Origin of the sequence: Synechocystis sp. PCC 6714, from assembly GCF_000478825.2 — a bacterium.
Taxonomy (GTDB): Bacteria; Cyanobacteriota; Cyanobacteriia; order Cyanobacteriales; family Microcystaceae; genus Synechocystis.
In genome coordinates this window covers 3129410-3150369 of record NZ_CP007542.1, presented here as the reverse complement: position 1 = coordinate 3150369, position 20960 = coordinate 3129410, and the positions used below count along the sequence as shown (strand labels likewise).

At 45.9% G+C, this 20960-nt stretch carries 15 protein-coding genes and 1 tRNA gene; 7 read left to right on the top strand and 9 right to left on the bottom strand.

Features of this window, described 5'->3' with window-relative positions:
- Nucleotides 1-48: 48 nt before the first annotated feature.
- Nucleotides 49-1005, bottom strand: a complete 957-nt coding sequence (locus D082_RS14335; RefSeq protein WP_028946987.1) for a glycosyltransferase family 2 protein — start codon at nucleotides 1003-1005, stop codon at nucleotides 49-51.
- Nucleotides 1006-1216: 211 nt separating this feature from the next.
- Nucleotides 1217-2125, bottom strand: a complete 909-nt coding sequence (locus tag D082_RS14330) for an FkbM family methyltransferase (protein ID WP_028946988.1) — start codon at nucleotides 2123-2125, stop codon at nucleotides 1217-1219.
- A gap of 163 nt (nucleotides 2126-2288) precedes the next feature.
- On the opposite strand from D082_RS14330, the gene D082_RS14325 reads away from it, so the two are divergent.
- Nucleotides 2289-4769 carry a hypothetical protein gene (locus D082_RS14325; RefSeq protein WP_238546745.1) on the top strand — a complete coding sequence of 827 codons (2481 nt, stop codon included), beginning with the start codon at nucleotides 2289-2291 and terminating at the stop codon, nucleotides 4767-4769.
- 79 nt (nucleotides 4770-4848) lie between these two features.
- Here D082_RS14325 and D082_RS14320 read toward each other — a convergent pair whose 3' ends face one another.
- The gene (locus D082_RS14320; protein ID WP_028946989.1) at nucleotides 4849-5322 is read right to left on the bottom strand and encodes a nitrate reductase associated protein; all 474 of its coding nucleotides are present in this window, start codon (nucleotides 5320-5322) and stop codon (nucleotides 4849-4851) included.
- A 229-nt stretch (nucleotides 5323-5551) separates the two neighbouring features.
- On the opposite strand from D082_RS14320, the gene D082_RS19460 reads away from it, so the two are divergent.
- Both D082_RS19460 and D082_RS14315 read left to right on the top strand, forming a co-directional pair.
- Nucleotides 5552-5698 (top strand): DUF29 family protein, encoded by a 147-nt coding sequence (locus D082_RS19460; RefSeq protein ID WP_369796149.1) that lies wholly within the window; start codon nucleotides 5552-5554, stop codon nucleotides 5696-5698.
- Between the two features lie 35 nt (nucleotides 5699-5733).
- Nucleotides 5734-7044 (top strand): IS701 family transposase, encoded by a 1311-nt coding sequence (locus tag D082_RS14315; protein WP_028946990.1) that lies wholly within the window; start codon nucleotides 5734-5736, stop codon nucleotides 7042-7044.
- A gap of 81 nt (nucleotides 7045-7125) precedes the next feature.
- Here D082_RS14315 and D082_RS14310 read toward each other — a convergent pair whose 3' ends face one another.
- Genes D082_RS14310 through D082_RS14300 form a run of 3 tightly spaced genes read right to left on the bottom strand, consistent with a single transcriptional unit; the run spans nucleotide 7126 to nucleotide 12183 of the window.
- On the bottom strand, nucleotides 7126-7542 hold the full coding sequence (locus D082_RS14310; protein WP_202963090.1) for a hypothetical protein: 417 nt from the start codon (nucleotides 7540-7542) through the stop codon (nucleotides 7126-7128).
- A gap of 18 nt (nucleotides 7543-7560) precedes the next feature.
- Nucleotides 7561-8127, bottom strand: coding sequence for a hypothetical protein (locus D082_RS14305; RefSeq protein WP_028946991.1), 567 nt, complete (start codon nucleotides 8125-8127; stop codon nucleotides 7561-7563).
- A 57-nt stretch (nucleotides 8128-8184) separates the two neighbouring features.
- Complete coding sequence (locus D082_RS14300; RefSeq protein WP_028946992.1) at nucleotides 8185-12183, bottom strand: magnesium chelatase subunit H; 3999 nt, start codon at nucleotides 12181-12183, stop codon at nucleotides 8185-8187.
- A 486-nt stretch (nucleotides 12184-12669) separates the two neighbouring features.
- Here D082_RS14300 and D082_RS14295 point away from each other — a divergent pair, with 486 nt between their 5' ends.
- Nucleotides 12670-14334, top strand: a complete 1665-nt coding sequence (locus D082_RS14295) for a calcium-binding protein (protein WP_028946993.1) — start codon at nucleotides 12670-12672, stop codon at nucleotides 14332-14334.
- A gap of 102 nt (nucleotides 14335-14436) precedes the next feature.
- Here D082_RS14295 and D082_RS14290 read toward each other — a convergent pair whose 3' ends face one another.
- Nucleotides 14437-15237, bottom strand: coding sequence for a DUF2993 domain-containing protein (locus D082_RS14290; protein WP_028946994.1), 801 nt, complete (start codon nucleotides 15235-15237; stop codon nucleotides 14437-14439).
- A 175-nt stretch (nucleotides 15238-15412) separates the two neighbouring features.
- Between D082_RS14290 and D082_RS14285 the strand changes: the two genes are divergently transcribed.
- A tRNA-Gln gene (locus tag D082_RS14285) sits at nucleotides 15413-15484 on the top strand.
- 69 nt (nucleotides 15485-15553) lie between these two features.
- Here the strand turns inward: D082_RS14285 and D082_RS14280 are convergent.
- Nucleotides 15554-15889 (bottom strand): hypothetical protein, encoded by a 336-nt coding sequence (locus tag D082_RS14280; protein ID WP_051738890.1) that lies wholly within the window; start codon nucleotides 15887-15889, stop codon nucleotides 15554-15556.
- A 266-nt stretch (nucleotides 15890-16155) separates the two neighbouring features.
- Between D082_RS14280 and D082_RS14275 the strand changes: the two genes are divergently transcribed.
- On the top strand, nucleotides 16156-16980 hold the full coding sequence (locus tag D082_RS14275; protein ID WP_028946996.1) for a photosystem II manganese-stabilizing polypeptide: 825 nt from the start codon (nucleotides 16156-16158) through the stop codon (nucleotides 16978-16980).
- Between the two features lie 134 nt (nucleotides 16981-17114).
- Here the strand turns inward: D082_RS14275 and D082_RS14270 are convergent, their stop codons facing one another.
- The gene (locus D082_RS14270; protein ID WP_028946997.1) at nucleotides 17115-18800 is read right to left on the bottom strand and encodes a GTP-binding protein; all 1686 of its coding nucleotides are present in this window, start codon (nucleotides 18798-18800) and stop codon (nucleotides 17115-17117) included.
- A 206-nt stretch (nucleotides 18801-19006) separates the two neighbouring features.
- Here D082_RS14270 and D082_RS14265 point away from each other — a divergent pair, with 206 nt between their 5' ends.
- On the top strand, nucleotides 19007-20950 hold the full coding sequence (locus tag D082_RS14265; protein WP_051738889.1) for a PP2C family protein-serine/threonine phosphatase: 1944 nt from the start codon (nucleotides 19007-19009) through the stop codon (nucleotides 20948-20950).
- Nucleotides 20951-20960: the final 10 nt, after the last annotated feature.

The following is a 20960-nucleotide window of genomic DNA, read 5'->3' as shown; positions in this document are numbered from 1 at the left end:
TTGGGTTAATTAATGGGGAGCTAATGGCTGAGGATATTTAATTTGCCCCTAAATTTTGTTAATTTCCACCCTGGGAATCCTCAAGTAAGCCATGCGCTTCAGTTCCCTTCTTCCCCGGGCAACGGAATCTAAAATTAGGCCACAGGTGAAAAAGACAAAGCCCAAGGACATCAAAGAGGCGGCGATGATTACGGTGGGAAAGCGTGGTACTAAACCCGTTTCTAGATAAGTCAACAGCACCGGCAACATTAAGGCGATCGCCGCACCGGAAAAGAGGGCAAAGAAAGCACCAAAAAAGAGGAACGGGCGGGTTTCCTTCATCAGTAAAAAGGAAGTGCCCAAAACCCGAAAGCCATCGCTGATGGTGTTTAATTTACTTTCGGAACCGGAGGGACGAGATTGATACAATACCGGTTCTTCCGCAAAGGGCAGGCGTAATTCTAGGGTGTGAATAGTGAGTTCCGTTTCAATTTCAAAGCCGTTGGAAATGGCGGGAAAACATTTGACAAAGCGGCGGGAAAAAATCCTGTAGCCCGATAACATATCATCCAGCCGGGCACCAAATTGCAGTTCCACAATGCCTTTTAACAGTTGATTGCCACTGCGGTGTCCAAAACGGTAAGCTTCCTTGTCCTTAACTTCCGATCGCCGAGCCCCCACTACCATATCCAATTGCTCATTAACCAGGCGGTCAATTAATCGACCCACCGCAGCCGCTTCGTAGGTATGGTCCCCATCCACCAAAATGTAGATATCTGCTTCAATGTCAGCAAACATCCGGCGGATCACATTACCCTTGCCCGGTTGTCTTTCATAACGGACAATGGCCCCCGCTTGGCGGGCGATGGTGGCGGTGTCATCGGTGGAACAGTTATCGTAAACGTAGATGGTGGCGTCGGGTAACTGCTGGCGAAAATCAGTCACAACCTGGGCGATGGTCAACGCTTCATTGCGGCAAGGAACTAGCACCGCCAAACGATAGGCACTGGAAAAATAGGTTGACACCGTTAATTTAGCTAAAACTTTAGTAAAAATGGGTTGAGAGAACGTCCCAGAGCCCCCATTTTCCCCAACCCGGACAATTTAGGGCGTTGTATTGAGGCTTGCTCAGGCGGTTCTCAGAACTGGGGCTAATTCTATCTGGCTCGTTGTCCCTCCGCAAGTTTGCCCCCAGTATCGAGGCCATTAATTCCAAGTCTTGCCAAAGATTCCACCATCACACCGGACTAGCAAAAAGGGTATGGCCATCGCTGTCACAGCGGTAACCCAAGTCTTCTAGTAACGGCTGGACTCCTAGCAGAGCTGACTGTTTGGTTTTGACATCGGCATGGATATCAATACAAAGATAGGGGCGACAGGTTTTCAACGTTTCCATCGCTCCCTGGAGAGCATACAGTTCAAAGCCTTCGATGTCGATTTTGATGGCCTTGGGACGTACTTTATTTTCCTCTGTAAATTTATCAATGGTGCTGATCTCCACAGCATAGGTGGCATAGTTATCCAGGCTGGGCTCCACATCCTTAGCCAAAGTGGAGGTGTCCGCTGCCCAGGAAAAACGGTTATCAGTACTATATTCAATGAATTCCGCTTCCCCCGTTTCGTCGGCGATCGCCAGGGGAAGAACTGTAATGTTTTCTAGGTGGTTGCCCTTAATAATTTGTTCAAGGCTCTGACGGGTTTGGCGGGCAGGCTCAAAGGCATAGATGCGGCCGGTATTACCGACAATTTCTGCCAAAGGAATACTAATCACACCGTAGGCAGCCCCCACGTCTAAAAACACGTCCCCAGGCCGTAGATGTTGCCCCAGCCAATGAACACAATGGCTTTCTATGCAATAAGTAAAACTAAACTCCTGGGACGTTTCCAGGCAATGGGCATAGGCCCGTAAAATTCCCACCGGAACTCTGAGGAGAACACCGTTAATCTCACAGCTTAAGGTAGTCTGGGGTTGGCCCTGGGCAACAATTTCTACCAAAGCGCGGCTGTAATCCAAATGGAGATGATCAAAGGATTTTTGTAAGCCGGCAATCAAATCGTTGGTGTCGGCGATCGCCCTGAGCATGGCCGCCTCCTGCTCATCTAGGCCAAAAAGCTTGCGACGTAATTGTTTAAAGAATTTTTGCATAGAGCTGTTTCTCAAAAATCCGATGGTTTATCCTCAGGTTGGCTAACATTCTCCCACAAAAATCAGCCCCATCTAAGTCCAGCTAAAAAGGGCAATGCCCTGTGATATTATGTGGCGTTATCAGTTCCCCTAAATGCCCCCAACTTAGTCATTATTAGATCTAATGCTAATTCCTGTAATCGGTTTTGGTTTAGCCGTTATCCTACTGATAGGATTTTTTTTACTCTATCAGGAAATTGGCATTTTTAAGAGCTTAAAATTTCTCATTGTCCAGAAAAATAATCCATTTTTTATTCTTGCTTTTACTTGTTTTATTTTGGCTTTAGCCCTCGGATTAGTGGGCTATTGGGGCATACTAGAACCACAACTTAGCGCCGCTGATTTACAGGCTTTACGACGTAATTTGCTTATCCTTAGTATATTGTTAGGGGGGATAACCTTTCGTCACTATTTGCTTGATTTTTTCAAGCCCATTACTAACATAGTGATTTGGCAAAAAATTGGCACTTTTGGCTACAAAAACCGCATTGCTATCCTTACCTATTTTCTATTAGCTCTGATTGCCTTAGCTTGGATGGCGCCCATGGCGTCGGCAAAGATAATTTTCTCTATTAATGATCATACTTCCCACATTGGTTACATTGTCCAAGCCAGAATGGCCCTGGAAGAAGGACAATTTCCCCTGCGGGTGGCTCCCTTAGAAAATTTTGGTTTTCGTTATCCTGGCTTTCAATTTTATAGTCAACTGCCCTATTTTTTCGGGGCAATAATTTACAAATTTTTTACCCCCACTAACCCCTACACTGCCTACAAAATTCTCCTTTGGCTTTCCCTTTGGTTGGGAGGAGTTTTTATTTATCGTCTCGGTTTTTTCTTGACCCGTTCTCACATTGCTTCCGTCCTAGGGGGAGTGACCTATATGTCTGCCCCCTATTTTCTTAATAATGTCCATGCCCGGGGTGCTTTCACCGAGGCGATCGCCCAGGGAATTTTGGCCATTGTTTTATTTTATGTTTTTCAAACTTTTTACTATCCCCACTATCGCCATTTAATTTATGGTGCTTTGGCCTGGTGCGCCCTGGGACTCACCCATATTATTACCTTTGTTTACACAACTATTTTCATTGCTTTATTAGGTGGCATTTTTTTACTAAAAAATAAGCCTAATTATTGGCAAAAAGGGGCTATTTACATTAGTTTGAGCTATGTTTGGGCTTGGTTATTGGCGCTTTACTTTTTAGCTCCCGTTGCTCTGGAATCTAGTAATTTAGCCATCCGTCGGCAAATTGAAGCTATTAATCCCTTCAACACCACCGATATTACCCCGATCGCCAATCTGCTGGCCCCCAATTCCCTGCCCCACCAACCAACGGAACTGGGCATCGCCCCCACTTACGGTTTCCATCCTGCTGTGGGTTGGATTCTTTTAGCTAGCTTCGGCACAGTAATTTACTTTGTTTTTGCTAGTCAATCATTGCCCCGACGATTATGGCAATCGCAGCCTTGGTTCACCCCTTTAGTGAGCGTATTTATAGTGGCTTTATTTTTAACTTGGAGCCCGATTAATATTTGGAATATTTTACCTCGACAGTTGTGGGTCACCCAATTCACCTTTCGTTTTTTAACCCATGTAATGTGGTCTGGGGCACTGCTAACCACATTGGCAATTATTTTAATTTTTCGGGAAAGATTGCGGAGTCGTCATTTAATTTTAGGTATTTTAATTATTGTCATTGCTAGTCGCCCTTGGTTGCCCATTCCCCGAGGAACAGTGACGGTCGAAGAATTATTACAAGATCCCCTCTTTCGTTATTCTGGCGCTTTGGATTATCTCTATCGCTTGCCTAATAAGTCAATACCCGTAAGCACAAAATCCCAGCCAGCGGTGGAAAAAATATATGGCAAAGCTGAGTTACAATTGCTCCATCCCGATTGGATTCCTGGCTATCTTTCTTGGGATGTATTTATTAATGGTCCCCTGCCCATTGATGTGGATATCCCCTATCCCACTTGGCCTCCACAGGAAAAGCCAACTCTAGTTTTACAGGGTAGGGTTCCCATGGATAAAATTAAAGACCAAGCTAATTTGATAGTATTCGTTGATCAGCAACCGTTAGCTTCCATTCCTCTGAACCAAGAACAGTTAAAAGCAGAAATTCCCTTCAGTAACATCCAATTTGCCGGAAATGGGTTTGAGTTAAAATTCATTGTCGATGGGGAAACCACCGATGGCAATCCTCTTTATATCAGAATGGACCATTTATATTTTGATGGTTTTTCACCGGAAAATACCCTTCTACCTGTTGATGTAACCAGGGAAATGTGTAGCCAAAAAGGAAGCATCACTGATTGTGAAATTGATGTAACCAAAGAAGTCAGTACAATACAATTACCTATTCTTTATTATCCCCAAATGCAGCAGATTTTGCTAGATAATCAGCCAGTGGAAGGATTTTTTACCAATTACTATGATTTTAATCTGCTCACTCTCTCCCTTAGTCCTGGCAAACATCAAATTCAAGTTAAATTTATGGGTTTAATCTGGGCCAACTGGATTAGTTTACTTGCTTGGTTAACTTTAATTGTGACGGCGATCGCCTTAAAATTTTATCCGCGTAAACCAGAATCAACCATTATCAGGTAAATAGATGGGCTGACTTTAACCAGTAAGTGAGCTTTTAAGTGATTTGATTACCTCCAAATGACCAGTGGGGGATTTTGGGCTAAGGATAATTGGATGTGAGGCCGAACTCTTCAAGAGCCGAGAGGAAATTACGATTTTCGTGGCCAGCAGGACTTAGTTTAATTAAGGCAAATCTTTGCAAAGGGGTCAGCGATTGCCATTGGGTCAAAGTAATGCCAGGAGATTGCACAGAGGGCAACTTATTAGTTAGTTCCGTTAATATCTGGTTAGGAATTTGATGGGGGTTTAACCAGTCCGGCAAGGCCGACACTGCTAATGTGGAAGCGGGCTGCCCAGTGAGTTCTGTCACCCAGGTTTGTAGTTTTTCCCCATACTGGGTAATTTCCGCTGGTGTTTCACAATTAGCCTCAGTTAAATATTGTCTTTGTTCTAAACTTAACTGATGCCAATGACCTAATTTTAATTTAACCCCACAGGTATCTAGTTTATAGCGGACAACCATGGGGATACAGCGGAGAGAGTCGACAAAATCAGCTTCAAATTGAAAAAACATTGTTATTATTGCAGTAAAATCAATTTAGTTTTTAATGTTAACATTTGATGTTGAGCGAGGACATAATTCAATGTTTTACCCCAGTATTTATCACAACGATTTTTATGCCTGGACAAAAGAACGAACCGAAATACTACTTAGCCAGCAATAGCATAAACTAGATTTAGAAAATTTGATTGAAGAAATAGAGAGTTTGGGGAGATAACAGCATCAGTAACTAAGAAATGCTATAGCAATTTTGCTTGGTCATTTACTCAAATATCAATATCAATCAGAGCAAAGAAGTCGTATTTGGCTGGCAACAATTCGGGTACAACGACGGAATATAGTTGATTTAATTGAAAGTATCCCTGTTCCGTCAGAGAGGGGGAATTAGAATGAAAGAAAAAGACTGAAAAGCCCGGAGGGAAAATGACAGAAGCAAGAGAAGCAAAAAAGACAGTACGATGTGTAGATACCTATAGTGAACTGTATAAGGATATATTTCCAGAAGTGAGGTTTTATGAAGCTTTTAAATATATGATTGTGGTAATATTAAGTGATACAAAAAGAAAGAGTTTACCAGCCATAGCATCATCAGTAGGACTGGAGAATGAACAGGGATTATTGCATTTTGTAACAGATTCTCCGTGGGAGTCAAAAGAATTAGAAGCAAGAAGATTGAATATAATACTAAAAGTCATAGAAGGAAGAGAAAAAGTAGTAATAATAGATGAAACAGGAGATAAGAAAAAAGGGAAGGGAACTGATTATGTAGAAAGACAATACATAGAAAATTTAGGAAAAATAGAAAATGGTATAGTGTCAGTAAATGCTTATGGTTACTGTGATGGAATGACGTTGCCTTTAAAATTGAAAGTATTTAAACCAAAAGGAAGACTAAAAGAAGGAGACAAGTATAAAACAAAGCCGGAATTAGCGATAGAAATAATAGAAGAATTAAAGGAAAGTGGATTTAAAATAAAAAGAGTGGTGTCAGACAGCTTATATGGAGAAAGCCATGGGACTTTTGTGAGTAGCCTAGAGAAATTAAAGATAGAATATGCAGTGGGAATCCTTAGTAACCATGGAGTGTGGCTTCCGAAGGGGGCGAAAGTAAGAGCAAATAGGTGGAGAAAATTCGACCATATTAGATGGGACGATAAACAGGAAGATAGGTATATAAGGGAAATAATTTATGGAAAAAGAATGTTAATAAGGTATTGGGAAATAAAAACAGAAAAAGAAAATAAAGAAAATAAAGAAGGTTGGTTTGTGATGACTAAAGTGCCGGAAATTAAATATAAAGATGTTGGCAAAATCTATGGAATAAGAGAGTGGATAGAATATGGATTTAAACAACGTAAAAGTGAACTAGGATGGGCGGATTTTAGGGTGACCCATTATGAACAAATACAAAAATGGTGGGAGACAATAACGTGTGCATATTGCATGATATGTCTTTATGATGAAAAATTTAACCCGTTAGTTGAGCCCATGCCAAAATCTCATGGTATGCACAAGAAATGGAATGGTGAAAAAGGATGGAAAAATTGGTTGAATAATATTAGATTAGTTACGTCGGTACTTAATGTAATAAATTTTATCAAAGATTGGGTTGGAGTATTCTCAGTTACTCATCTTTTGGAGAAATTAGTAAAGCTTTTTGCAAAGGTTGATAGACTAGACAGGTTAAAAACTTTAGTAAGTTTATGGGATATATTCTGCTATTCTTCTGCCTAGACTGATGGAAGAGGGATATTTCTTGGTAAAATTGATAGTCTTCATTTGGCGATCGCCATTTAAACTTACTTTATTTTCAGACTAAATGGGTTTAACAAAATCACCAACTTGGGGATTATCAAAAGGAATAATTCTTGATTCGCGAATAACTTCCCCCCCCATTATCGGTAACTGAGAATATAAATTTCTAAATTCTCGTGTGTAAGTTTTTTCTTGATCAGATTGAATTGTAGCAAGATTTTCCTGTACTGAAATAACTGCTCCTGTTCCTTTAACTACTTCAAGAAAGCCTAATGACTCACCTGTGTCGGGGTCTTTAATTTCATCGTCATCAATGCAGTAGACTAGCACTCTTTGGGCTTTGCGAATACCATGAGATCTGCCTCGATTAATTACTAATTTAGAATCATCAATAATTTTGGCCACCTTTGCAGGGAAAGTTCCTTTCGGACTTTCAAGAGGTGTTTGCGAAGTTATTTCCATGGTTGTATCGCTCATAGCAAATCCTTTTTAAAATCAACTAAATTGATTGTCGAAAAGTAATTGATTAAATATTTTTTGGGGAATTCCTGGTTTAATGATAGTTCTACCAATAATTGATTTGTCATTACTGGAAAGTTTTTCAAGAATTTCTTTCTGCCCGGTCTCTAAGTTATTTAGTTTGATCATAATCTTGCCATTATCCTGTACATTCTTAACAAAACCCGTCGCTATCAAAACCTCAATATCATCTTGGTTGGTATAGTAAACAGAAACCATCATATCATGGGAAAATATCTCGGAGTATTCTAGAAGACAGTTAATAGAATCTGTATTTTGTTCTTTAAAAGCAGTCAAAATACGGGGAATATTACGCTTCTCTAGTTTGTGATATTCCTGTAAAGAAATATTTAAAGCATTGATCAGAACCATGAAAGCTAGTAGTGTAAACAATCCGACTACTAAAACCAAATCTAATGGAATTGGCATACTGAATGGAAACCGAATTAATACAACTCCAATCAGTATCCCCGAAGCTCCCAAGAACCAGCCATTGATAGCATTAAAACTAGACCATATTACTCCTCGAAAAGTATTTTTCATAGCATTATTTAGACAAGGAGACTAATTATTAGACTAGTCCCCAAGTCTTGTCTAGGCTTATTCTACAACACCCTCAATACGGTCTTCCACTTCCTGGTAAAGCTCCTGTAACCGTTCCAGGTTTTCATCGGAGGTTTCCCAATAGCCGCGACCATTGACTTCTAATAAAGTGCTGACCATGCGGCGGAAGGAGTTGGGGTTTAAGTCCATCAGCCGTTTACACATTTCTTCGTCTTTGATGAAAGTGCTGTTGGCATCTTCATAAACCCAGTTATCGACGGCCCCGGCGGTGGCACTCCAGCCCATGGTATTGACTAACCGTTTGGACAATTCCCGCACCCCTTCATAGCCGTGGGAAAGCATTCCTTCGTACCATTTAGGGTTCAGCAATTTAGTGCGAGCATCAAGACGCACCGTTTCCGACAGGGTTCGTACCTGGGCGTTGGCGGTGGTGGTGTCGGCAATGTAAGCGGCGGGGGCTTTACCGTCATCCCGCAGGGTGGCAATTAACTTGGTGGGATCGGAATCAAAGTAGTGGGAAACGTCGGTCAAGCTAATTTCCGAGGAATCTAGGTTTTGGAAAGTAGCATCGGCGGTTTTCAAAGCCCGCTCGAACATATCCCGATTTTGATCCATCATGCCGGGGTTGTCGGAGTTGAAGGCGAAGGACTTGCGTTTGAGGTACATTTCCTGCAATTCGGATTCGTCTTCCCAACTGCTGTTTTCTACAGCTAGGTTGACGTTGGAGGAATAGGAACCGGAGGCGTTGGAGAAAATCCGGGTGGCCGCTTCCCGCACCCCAATGCCCATTTCCTCTGCCTGTTCCAGGGCATGTTTGCGGACAAAGTTCATTTCCAAAGGTTCATCGGCCTCGGCAGCCAGTTTCACCGCTTGGTCCAACAGATTCATTTGATTAATAAACAGATCCCGGAATACACCGGAGCAGTTTACCACCACGTCAATGCGAGGACGACCCAATTCTTCTAGGGAAACTAGTTCAATCTTGTTAACCCGACCCAGGGCATCGGGCACTGGTTTAGCCCCAAGCATCCACATAATTTGGGCCAGGGATTCCCCATAGGTTTTGATGTTATCCGTTCCCCAGAGCACAGAAGCAATGGTTTCGGGATAATTACCACCGTTTTCTGCCCGTTGTCGTTCTAAAAGGCGATCCACTACCACCTTTGCCGATTGCACAGCGGCCAGGGTGGGGATTGACTGGGGATCCAAGGCATGGATATTTTTCCCTGTGGGTAAAACATTGGGATTACGGATGGGATCGCCACCGGGGCCGGGGAGGACGTATTCCCCTTCCAAGGCTTGCAGTAAACCACCAAATTCGTTATCGGCACAAACCTGCTCTAGGCAAAATTCTAGGTATTCAAACAGGGGTTTGAGTTTGTCCTCATTGACATTGGAATAGCCGGAATCACAGAGGGATTTAACCCAGGGGGCTTTTTTGCCAATTTTGAAGAAGTTCAGTTTCGAAACGAAGGAAACCCGACCGTCAGCGTTAATTTGCTCCTGCACTAAGGCGGCCACCGCGGCCCTGGTAGCGAGGGTGATGTCCTGCAACAATTCCACATCGGTCAAAATACCTTTGTCACTGTTGCGATAAATTTCCTCCATGTTGCGCCCAATGCTTTCGGCGATCAGGGTAGGTAAGGCCCAAATGCCTTCTTCTTCCCGATCCAAACTGGCGATATTGACCAACGTGGCGATCGCCTCTTCGGCGGTGGGGGGTTGGCCGATAACGTGGAGACCACAGGGCAGGAGCCTGGACTCAATTTCCATCAGTTTGCGGTAAACGGAACCGACAATGGTATCCCGCTGTTCAGCAGTCATCTCTTCAGCGTTGATGTCGGGTAAGTTGACATCTTGATCCAAGTTGCAGATGCGGGCTTGATCCATGATCGTGTTGACGATCTGAATACCCCGGCCGGAATCCTTAAGGGTTTGGTAGGAACCAATTAATTCGTTTAATTCCTGTAGCCCTTTGTATAGACCGGCATTTTCTGCCGGCGGCGTTAGGTAAGAAATGGTAGAAGCATAACCCCGCCGTTTGGCGATCGTTGCTTCAGAAGGGTTGTTGGCGGCGTAATAGTATAGGTTAGGAATAGTTCCAATTAAGTTATCGGGATAGCATTCCCCGGACATGCCCATCTGTTTACCGGGCATAAACTCCAAGGAACCGTGGGTGCCGAAATGGAGCACCGCATCAGCTTTCCAAATATGGTTCAAATAGGTATAGTAGGCGGCGAAACCGTGGTGGGGGCTGGCGGAACGGGAGAATAGCAAGCGCATGGGGTCCCCTTCGTAGCCAAAGGTGGGCTGTACCCCGATGAATACGTTGCCGAATTCTTTCCCGTAGACCAGTAGGTTTTGACCATCACTGTTTAAATGTCCCGGTGGTTTGCCCCAGTTTTCCTCTAGCCGCACAGAATAGGGGGTGAGCCGTTCGTATTGTTCCACCGACATGCGGTAGGCAATGTTCAATTCCGGGCTGTTGTATTGGGCCTGGGCGTCGTGGATCACCGCTTCCATCAACTCCTTGGCGGAACCGGGTAAATCCTGCACATCGTAGCCGTTGCCCTGGAGGCCCTTCATTACCTCATAGATGGAGCCAAACACGTCCAGATAGGCCGCTGTCCCCACATTGCCCTTATCGGGGGGAAAACTGAAAACGGTGATGGCAACTTTTTTATCTAATTTGGGCTTTTTGCGTAAGTTGGCCCACTTCATAGCCCGCTGGGCGATCGCCTCTAGACGGTCTTGGAGAGCAATGGCCCGACCGGTGGAACCATCCCGACCGGAAAGAATAATCGGTTCAATGGCTCCGTCTAATTCAGGAATGGCAATTTGCAGAGCTACCTGGATGGGGTGTAAACCGAGGTCACTGGCCTCCCACTCCTCTGTGGTTTGGAACACCAGGGGCAGAGCGCACATATAAGGGCGGTTGAGTTTTTTCAGAGATTCGATCGCCTTAGGATGATCTTGACGAGCCGGGCCACCAACTAGGGCAAAACCAGTCAGGGAAACCACCGCATCCACAATGGGTAAAGGCTCGACCCCGTTAACGGATTTATCCCAGAAATATTCATTGACAGGTTTAGAAAAATCTAGCCCGCCGGAGAACACACAAATGACCCGGGCCCCCATGGCTTCTAGTTCCTGCACCATGCCGACGTAATGGGCATCATCCCCCGTGACCAAGTGGGTGCGTTGCATAATTAGCCCAATGCAGGGGGCCAAGGGGTCTTTTAAGTCGTCATTAATATCTGACCGTTGATTGTACCAATTTAAATAGTCTGTAACATTTTCAAACATCTGCATGGACAGGGGATGCCAAATGCCCATGTCGGGGTACACTACCGGCTCTTGGTAGTTCACCAGTTTGTCCAAGCCCAAATCGGGATAGACATATTTATCCGTCAGCATTAACAGGAAATTTTCCAAGTTCTCCTGGGAGCCCCCCAGCCAATACTGGAAGCTAAGCATGAAGTTACGGGCATCCTGGGCCTTTTCCACCGGCAAATATTTCAGCACCGTGGGCAAAGTCCGCAACAGCTTTAACATGGCATCCTGGAAGCCAGCACCACTGCTGTTTTCCTTGCGCTTCTTCATGAACTGGGCGATCGCACTTTTGGATTGACCCAACTGGGCCATGGAGAAAGAACCCATTTTGTTCAGGCGCATCACCTGGGGCATGGAGGGGAAAACGATCGCCGCATCCAACTGGTCCCGGTAGGGGGTCACCGCTTCCACCACTTTATCGGCCAAATCTTCAATAAAAATCAGAGAAGCAATGAAGAGGTTGGCTTCGCTGACATCGTGCTTAAAGTTGGCATAATTTTCCGGGTCCCGCAACTCCTCGATCAAATAGCCCGTTAACTGGATGGCCAGGCTGGAGTTGGTACGGTTAATGTTTCTAACGGCCGCCGACAAAGCGCTCTGATACTGGGATTCCAAGACCACATAGACCACCCTGAGCAGTTTGCGCCCATTCAACGCTTCGGGATCAACACGGCGGATGGTGGACTTGACGTTAGTAAACATATAATTGGTGTTCTCCTAAAGGGTTCGATTTTAAAGGGATTTTTTCAACAGGCCCCTAGGTATTTCTAGCAGAAAAATCGAGGCCATGGGGGCGTAACCGATGTTGGAGTCAAATATTGGGCCAGCTATCTGACAAAAATCTACTCCGTCCTACGCCTTCTTTGGTACGGTTACAAACATATAAACCCTGACCTTATAAAACTCCAATAAAAGTCACAAAAGTTAATCAAAAAAATACAAATCTAAGCATTTATTTGCACTTAAATCAATTAGCCTAGTGTAAGATTTCAGTATGAACACCTACAGTGGATATCAAACTCCGCTGGTCTATCTAGAAAACACTCAATCTCCCTTGACTTGAGGCTTTCGTCCCAACTTAAGCTCAGTCACCCGCCGCAATCCTATATTAAAAATGCTCGGTGTTCGGGCACTACATTTTTCCGCTTTCCGCTCTACAGTTTGTTTCATAACTAGAGGTTAAATACTATGGCTATCGTTAACGGTACTCCCCAAAACGACAACAACACCGGTGCATCCTTCGGGGGTTTTTTAGGCTTAGTTTTGCAGACCAAAAACTTTCGTCCGGCTTTAATTGGCACCCTAGGGGACGATCAAATCTTTGGTGACGCAGGAAATGACATCCTGGTAGGATTAACGGGGGATGATCTTTTAGACGGTGGTACCGGCGCTGACACCATGTTCGGCGGCTTCGGTGACGATGTTTACATCGTAGACAATGTTGGTGATTTAGTTGGAGAGTGGCTAAACACAGATGGTACAGATTTAGTCAAGTCTTCAGTGACCTATTCATTAAACGGTCCGACTTTTTCTTTGCCCGGTATCAGCGGAGTTGCAAACAATGCTGCTGCTGCTTTGCCCGTAATCGGCCTAGGTTTGGAGTATTTACCCTATCTTGCACTGACCTTGCTTCCGTTAACTCCTCAATTTATCGAAAATCTAACTCTAACGGGCACGGATAACATTGACGGTGAGGGTAATGCCCTAGACAACGTCATCACCGGTAACTCGGGAAATAACAAACTATTTGGCTTGGCCGGAGATGATGTCTTCATCGCTAGTACTGGCGATGATACCATTGATGGGGGCGGCGACTATGACACTGCCGACTACAGCAGTGTGGCGGGAGCGATCACATTAAACGGAACTGGCGATCTGACCCTAACCGTTGTGAAGCCATCTGGAACAGACACTCTCCTCAACATTGAAGAGGTGATTGCCGATGCTAGTGCGAGCAATAACACCATCGACTTTTCCGGTGCTGATCCAGGTATTACCATCAACGTAGATTTAAGTGCGGATAGTATCTTAATTTCTGGTGCATCTAACCTTCAGACTTTAGTCAAGGTGGTTAACTTTGATGATGTTACTGGTACTAGTGGCGACGACACCATTACCGGTGATGACCAAGCCAACAATTTGTTCGGTGGTAGCGGAAACGACAGCATATACGGTGGTGAGGGTGATGACAACATAAACGGCAATATGGGCGATGACCTCCTATACGGTGATATAGGTAATGATACCGTCAGGGGAGGCAAGGACAATGATACTGTCTATGGCGGAGAGGGCGATGATCTCCTATACGGTGATCTAGGGAACGACAGTGTGTTCGGTGAGGCTGGCAATGACACCCTATACGGTGGTGATGGCAATGACACTCTAGATGGCGGTTGTGGAGATGATTTAATCTCCGGTGGCGCAGAGAAGGATATTCTAACTGGTGGTTCCGGTAATGATCTGTTTGACTACACCACTTTGACCGACTCACGGATCGGCATTTCCTGGTTCAACGTTAATCTGTCCAAAGTTGATGTGATCACCGATTTTAAAATTGGTGAAGATAAGTTCTTAGTTCAATCCGCACCAACCAATAACGGTTTCTTTTCTCCTGCTGTTCGCCATCTGAACGTCAACAGCATCTTTGGACTAGGAGCAACAGTGCTTGGCTTGGCAACCCTGGGAGCCTATGATGCTGCTCAAATTACCGTAGGTAGTGGCTTAGGAGCGCGAACCTTTGTTGCCATCAATAATGGTTCGTTTGGCTTCAATGCCAACACCGATGCCTTTATTGAGCTGACCAACTTCAGCGGTAAGTTGTCGGTTAGTGATTTTGCTACCCCGGTCGTCTAGGTGAAATTAAGTCGAACGTTTAACCACGTTTAAGACTCCATTAGCACTTTGACCTGCAAAAAGGTTTTGCTCCTAATCCATCGTATTGGGGGCATTTTTTTGTTATTTTTCCGGTGCAATGCTACCAAAGGCGCTAAAGCTAAATTCGTCCGGGCTGATGTCATACCGTAAAATTCTGGCGGTGATGCCCCGGTTTTCTAATCTTTTTAGGCTGAGGTTATCGCTAAAACTGCCGATGATGCTACTGAGAACATTAGTGTTGATACGGCGGCCATTGAGAATAGCACTGGGGTCCACCAGGATTAATCGATCGCCGTTTTGGATGGAAATACCAGTTTCGATGGCAATGGCTAATTTTTCTAGCTCAGCATTGGGTTCTAGTTGTTGCCCCAATTCTAAGTTAATACCTAGGCGATCGCCTTCGAGGAAATCCACCTGGGCATTGAGCAGTTGAAATCGAGGTACATCTGCCGGCACCCTTTGGTCAATTTGTTTTTGTAACCGTTCTTTAACAGTGGGATTTTGCAGAGCTTTATTGACATCTGCTTCGGTGAGCACCAGTTCCGCCGCTCCCTGGAATGGTTGCCGTAGGGCTTGTCTCAACCCCGGGAGGTTGCGATTTTCCCGCAGAGCTTGCAAATCCACGTCAATGGGATCGGTTTCCAATTGCAGTTGTTCAATCCGTAGGCTGGGCAATATTTCCAGACCCCGACTGGCAAGGCGAACCCGCTGGATTTTGCCCTGGATCAGTTGGTAGTTGGGGGCATTATCCACCCGCACGGATAGGTCTTCCACCCGATGAACCCGCTGGCGAATCTGGTTGGCTATGACTTGATCGCCGATGAAGTTGATGGGAGCAAGGAAGGTGAGAAAAGTGGACAGAGCAATGGCGAACCATTCCATAGAGCCGTTGGCAATGATTGTTTCTCGCCCAGTTTAACCTCGTTGGTACTTTGGGTGAAATGGAAACGGGTTAGTTCCCCTAGTCAAAACCATGGTTTGCAGCCCAAAGGCAAATTTTTCAGGGGAGCTTGACAGAACTCGGAACAGTGCTGGTAGAATAGCAAAGGTTAATCAATGGGGTGTAGCCAAGCGGTAAGGCAGCGGGTTTTGGTCCCGCCATTCCTAGGTTCGAATCCTAGCACCCCAGTTCCAAGGTTATTGAAGTTTTTTGTCCTACTAATCCCGTAGCCTAGTTTCTTTGTGGGGACGGCTTTGGCTAATCCAACTCCTCCAATTCCCCCAGGGACTCCACCTCCTGTTCCAGGCTTTCCTGCAAATTTTTGATGAAATGGGTCAGTTTGCCCCGCTCAATATAGGGCCAACCGCCACTTTCTTCTATATCCCGTAATAAGCCATACAGACCCCGACGAGTGTTGGGCAAAGCCGGTTCAAAATAGTCAATGCGAATGCGACGGTGGAGAGATTCCAGAACCCTTAGGAGTTGTAGCAAACGGTCGTGGTCATCCTGATAATTTTCCGCCAGGGCTTCGGTGGTGGCAATGAGGGCTTCCAACTCAGGAGTTAGAGATAATTTTTGGTTGATCGATTCCATTGATTCCAGTAAAGCTCAGTTAGGCAAATGGGCTGTTCACAAACAAACGCCAACCCAAATGATAGTGGTTTGTGGCCAAGGCCCTGTTCTGAAATTGTTCACCCCCAGACCTGGGCTGGTAAGGTAACGAAAGTTTGGTAGAGTGGATCTCGTTAAAATAAGCCTATTTTGTCCATAATCCCTAGGGTTGCATGCGTGTAAGTCTGGAGCCGGACAAGGCCTGAAAAAGACAAAAAATTTGAGATTGACTTAAGCGAGGTTAAACCATGAGGTTTCGTCCGTCTATTATGGCTTTGCTTTCAGTCTGCTTTGGTCTACTAACGTTTTTCTATAGCGGCAGTGCCTTTGCGGTTGATAAGAGCCAGCTTACCTACGATGACATTCTAAATACGGGCCTAGCTAACGTTTGCCCTGAAATTTCTTCCTTCACCAGAGGCACCATTGAGGTGGAACCGAATAGTAAATATTTCGTTTCCGACTTCTGCATGGAACCCCAGGAGTATTTTGTTAAGGAAGAACCCGTTAATAAACGCCAAAAGCCTGAATACGTTAAAGGTAAGGTTCTGACCCGTCAAACCACTAGCCTAGAACAAATCCGGGGCACCATTGCCGTGGCTGCTGATGGCACGCTGACTTTTAAAGAGAAAGATGGCATTGATTTCCAACCAATCACGGTGTTGTTACCCGGTGGTGAAGAAGTACCCTTCTTTTTCACGGTGAAAAATTTCACTGGCACAACGGAGCCTGGTTTCACTTCCATCAACAGTTCCACGGATTTTGTTGGCGACTTCAACGTACCTTCCTACCGGGGTGCTGGTTTCTTGGATCCCAAAGCCCGGGGTCTGTATACCGGCTATGACAATGCGGTAGCTCTGCCTTCGGCGGCGGACAATTTCCGTACTAATAAGAAGGAAACCCCCTTGGGTAAAGGAACCCTTTCCTTGCAGGTGACCCAGGTTGATGGTTCCACTGGGGAAATTGCCGGTATTTTTGAAAGTGAGCAACCTTCCGACACCGATTTGGGTGCGAAGGAACCCCTCGATGTTAAAGTCCGGGGTATTTTCTACGGTCGGGTTGACACCGATGCTTAATCATTTCCGTGGGTAACTGACTGGTTCGAGTTGATTACCCTAACGAGCTGAATTATTTGGCGATCGCCTTTTGGGGGGGTCGTCTTTTTTGTTTCTCCACTGAATTTCTAATCAAATCCGGGTGAAAGATTCATTCACCAATCATCCTGGCGTTGGGGTGGGGGACTATCCCAATCGGCGTAACGGGTACGGTAAACTTCCGGCTCCGGTGGGGTGGCTTCGATTAATTCTTCTTCCAAAGCAATTAAATTCTCTAATTCTGGCAACGGTTCTAGCTGTTCTGGGGGACTGTCAACGGTCTCTTTAACCCAAAAATCCTCCAGGGGTTCCACCACCTTGGCGATCGCCTGCTGAACAAAGGCTTGGATAAATTCATCTTTGCGACTGAGTTGAAATTGCTGTTGCACCACTTCCGCCACACCACCATCGCCCCAGTCCTGGTCCTGGCGAAAATATTGAATAAAACTTTTACCAGCAATGCGGGTTAGATAGCCTGCGGTTATGCCCTGGATCGCTTTGCCGATGATGTAGGTGGTGAGTTGCAACTGCATTGCTTGGGCCATCAACTCCACCGCTCCTTTGACAATGCCTAAACCCACAAAGGTTTTACCCAGGGAAATGGCCAACTCCTTACCCCGATCGCCGTCGATTTCACAGCCATAGACCCGACCGATCTCCACCACCATTTGGGCATTGATGGCCGTAGTCGCTAAAAGATCAATCACCGGCAGAGGTGTAACCGCAATGGCCCCGGCCCCAATCCACTGGTAACGGTCAATAATTTTCATCGCTTCCCGTTGCCGTTGTTGTTCAATAATTTGCCGAGCTTCATCCCCCAGCCGTTGGGACTGCAACAGAATGTTATCCGCCATCAGGTCATCCCCATCACTGCGGAGCACAGCCACCAAACGTTTCACCAAAGGCTCAATTTCCGGATCGGGCCTCATCATTAACCCCGGTTGAATGGCCACATCCTGGGGTCGAGCGGCGATCGCCACCACATCTTCCGGGGGAATAAAGCCTTTGACCCGTTGCCGGAGGGTCTGCAAAAGTATTTCCACCTCCTCCGGGGGGTACAGATCAGCCTTGTTGAGAATTAATAGGGAACGTTTGCCAATTTTAGCCAACGCCCTGAGGGGTTCATATTCCGACTGGCGTAGGTCATTATCCACCACAAACAAAAGTAGATCCGCCTCCGTGGCCAATTGTCGAGCCGCCGTTTCCCGTTCTGTCCCCCGTACCCCCGCCTCCAAAATGCCCGGTGTGTCCGTAATTTCCAAATCCCGGCTTACCCCATCCAGGTAAAGGTAATATTTTTCCCCCGCAGTAGTAGTACCCATGGTCGGGGCCACTTCCCCTTGGATTTGGCCTAATAAAGCATTGACCAAAGAGGTTTTTCCCGCCGCTCCAGTGCCAAAGACAACTAAATTTAAATTGCCCCGTTTTAATTGGGCTTCAATTAAGCGAGTTTTTTCCAGAAGGGCCCTTTGGGCTACCTGGTCTTGAATCTGTTGCATCTGCCGCCGCACTGCCTGCAAATTGGCCGCCGCCGTTTCCGTTTTTTGCTCCGGTAATTTAATGCGCCGCCGTTTTTTACCTGCACTATCCTTGGGCTGGTTAGCCAGGTTGAAATAGTAGAAAAAAGTGGCAATCAACAGGGTGAGTACCCCGATAATTAGCAAAATGACAATATTTGCCAAAAAAGGGGAAGTCCAAGCCACCTGGGAGTAAAGCCGCAGAATAGCATCAATGAGCCAAATCACCATCCCCAAAATGAAGCTGACAGCCAGAACTATAGTCAGTAAACGAGGTAGGGGCATGGACTAGGGAAAAAGAAGGAAAAGTGAATGTTTGACTTTGCTTTTTGATCATAGCAATGACAAAAGCCAGGGTTGGGCATTGATTTTCCTTAACGGGTATGGCCCCAGGATTGTGTTAGCGTTGGGGTCGGAAAAACCCTGTGGTTGCCAATGGCGGCCCTGGGTCGTCTTAAAAATGGTTTTGTTGCAGTGATTAGGAAAAAGTTATGGAGCCGGTAACTCTGGGGCAAAGGGTGCTCAAACCAGCGGTGGGCTTGATCAATCGTTTGCACTATCCCCAAAAATTTGCCCTGATTAGTGTTTGCTTTTTGCTTCCCTTGGGTTTGGCTATTTTTCTTTTGCTGTCGGAAATCCAGGGTCAAATTCAGTTTGCCCAACTGGAACGTCAGGGTTTGGCCTACCTGAATCCTCTCCAACAACTACAGCAAACGGTGTTGATGCAACCCCTCACTTCCCTGGGGTCCGCCCATTGGCAAACTCCTATGGATCAATTAGACCAGGCCCAAGCCCGCTGGGGAGAACAGTTAGCCACAGCAACAGACTACGGTGACCTAGAGCAAGCTTTAGCAACCGTTGGGGAGATCAGAAAACAAGAAACACTGGAGCACATCCTCCAGGCGATCGCCGTTCTGCGGGCCAAGGTAGGCAACCAATCTAACCTGATCCTCGATCCGGATTTGGATAGTTATTACCTGATGGAAGCCCTATTGCTGAAATTGCCCCAGATTCAGACCGATTTAGCTCATTTGGGCGATATTATCGCCACCCATAGGGGTTCGGGACTTTCCCCTGGGGAGGAATCCCAATTATTGGTGATTAAAGCCCAGTTAGACCAGTTGAGAACCAGTTTGGTAAACAACCTTGGGGTGGCCTTTAGCCACAATGCCAATGAACAATTACAACCCAGGGTAGATAGTGGCCTGAACGGTTTGGCCACCGCTCTGGAAGCGTTGGATCAAAGTTTAACCAGGGTAATTACGGGGCAAATCAAGCTCGATGATCCAGGGTTAAGTCAGCGGAGCCAATGGAGTTTACTGAACAGTTTGCAGTTTTGGCGGGTGCTTAGTCCCGAATTAGACCAGTTATTGTCCCAAAGGATTCAGCGGTTCCAGCAACGGCAATGGCTCCTCAGCACCTTCGTTTTAGCCACCTTGGCGATCGCCGTTTATCTCTTTTGGGGCTTTTATGCCAGCGTTATGGCCACCATTGCCAGTTTGAGTAGTGCGGCGGAAAAAATGGTGGCGGGGAGGGAAACGAAAGCGGTGGAATTGCAAACCCAGGACGAAATGGCAGAGGTGGTCCATGCTTTTAACACGGTGGCCGATGCCCTCTGTTGCCTGACGGAGAAATTACAGGACGAAAATTTACGGTTGGAAGCGGAAATCGACATTACCCGACAATTGCAACAGATGCTAATGCCTTCGGAACAGGAATTAGCGGCGGTGGCAGGGCTAGAAATTGCTGGTTTCATGGAGCCCGCCACTGAGGTGGGAGGAGATTATTACGACGTATTGCAAACCAACGGTCAAGTTCGCATCAGCATTGGGGATGTCACCGGCCATGACCTAGAAAGTAGTTTGGTGATGATTATGGCCCAAACCGCCCTGCGGACTTTGTTAGAACATGGGGTAACAGATCCGGTCAAATTGTTGAGTGCCATGAACCGTACCATCTACGAAAACACCAGGCGCATGGGGTCTTCTAAAAATATGACCTTAAGCTTGTTGCAATATGAAGCGGGGCTAATCCGTTTGAGTGGGCAACATGAGGAGGTGTTGATTATCCGCAGCACTGGGGAAACGGAACAGATTGATACTTTTGAATTGGGTTTCCCCCTGGGTTTGGAACAAGATATTAGTGCCTTTGTGACGGAGCGGGAAATTAGTTTAAATAGCGGTGATTTGGCTGTGCTCTACACCGATGGCATCACCGAAGCAATGAATGGTCAGAGGGAATTTTATGGCATAGAACGGCTCCAAACAGTGCTTTCCCTATACCGACACCAGACCCCGGAGGAAATTCGTCACCAGGCGATCGCCGATTTGAAACATTTTTTGGGAGATCAACCGGCGGAGGATGATGTCACCCTATTGATTCTCAAACAAAAGTCGTCATCGGAAGAATCTGTGGGGAGACAACACCATTGCTGATCAGGGCAAT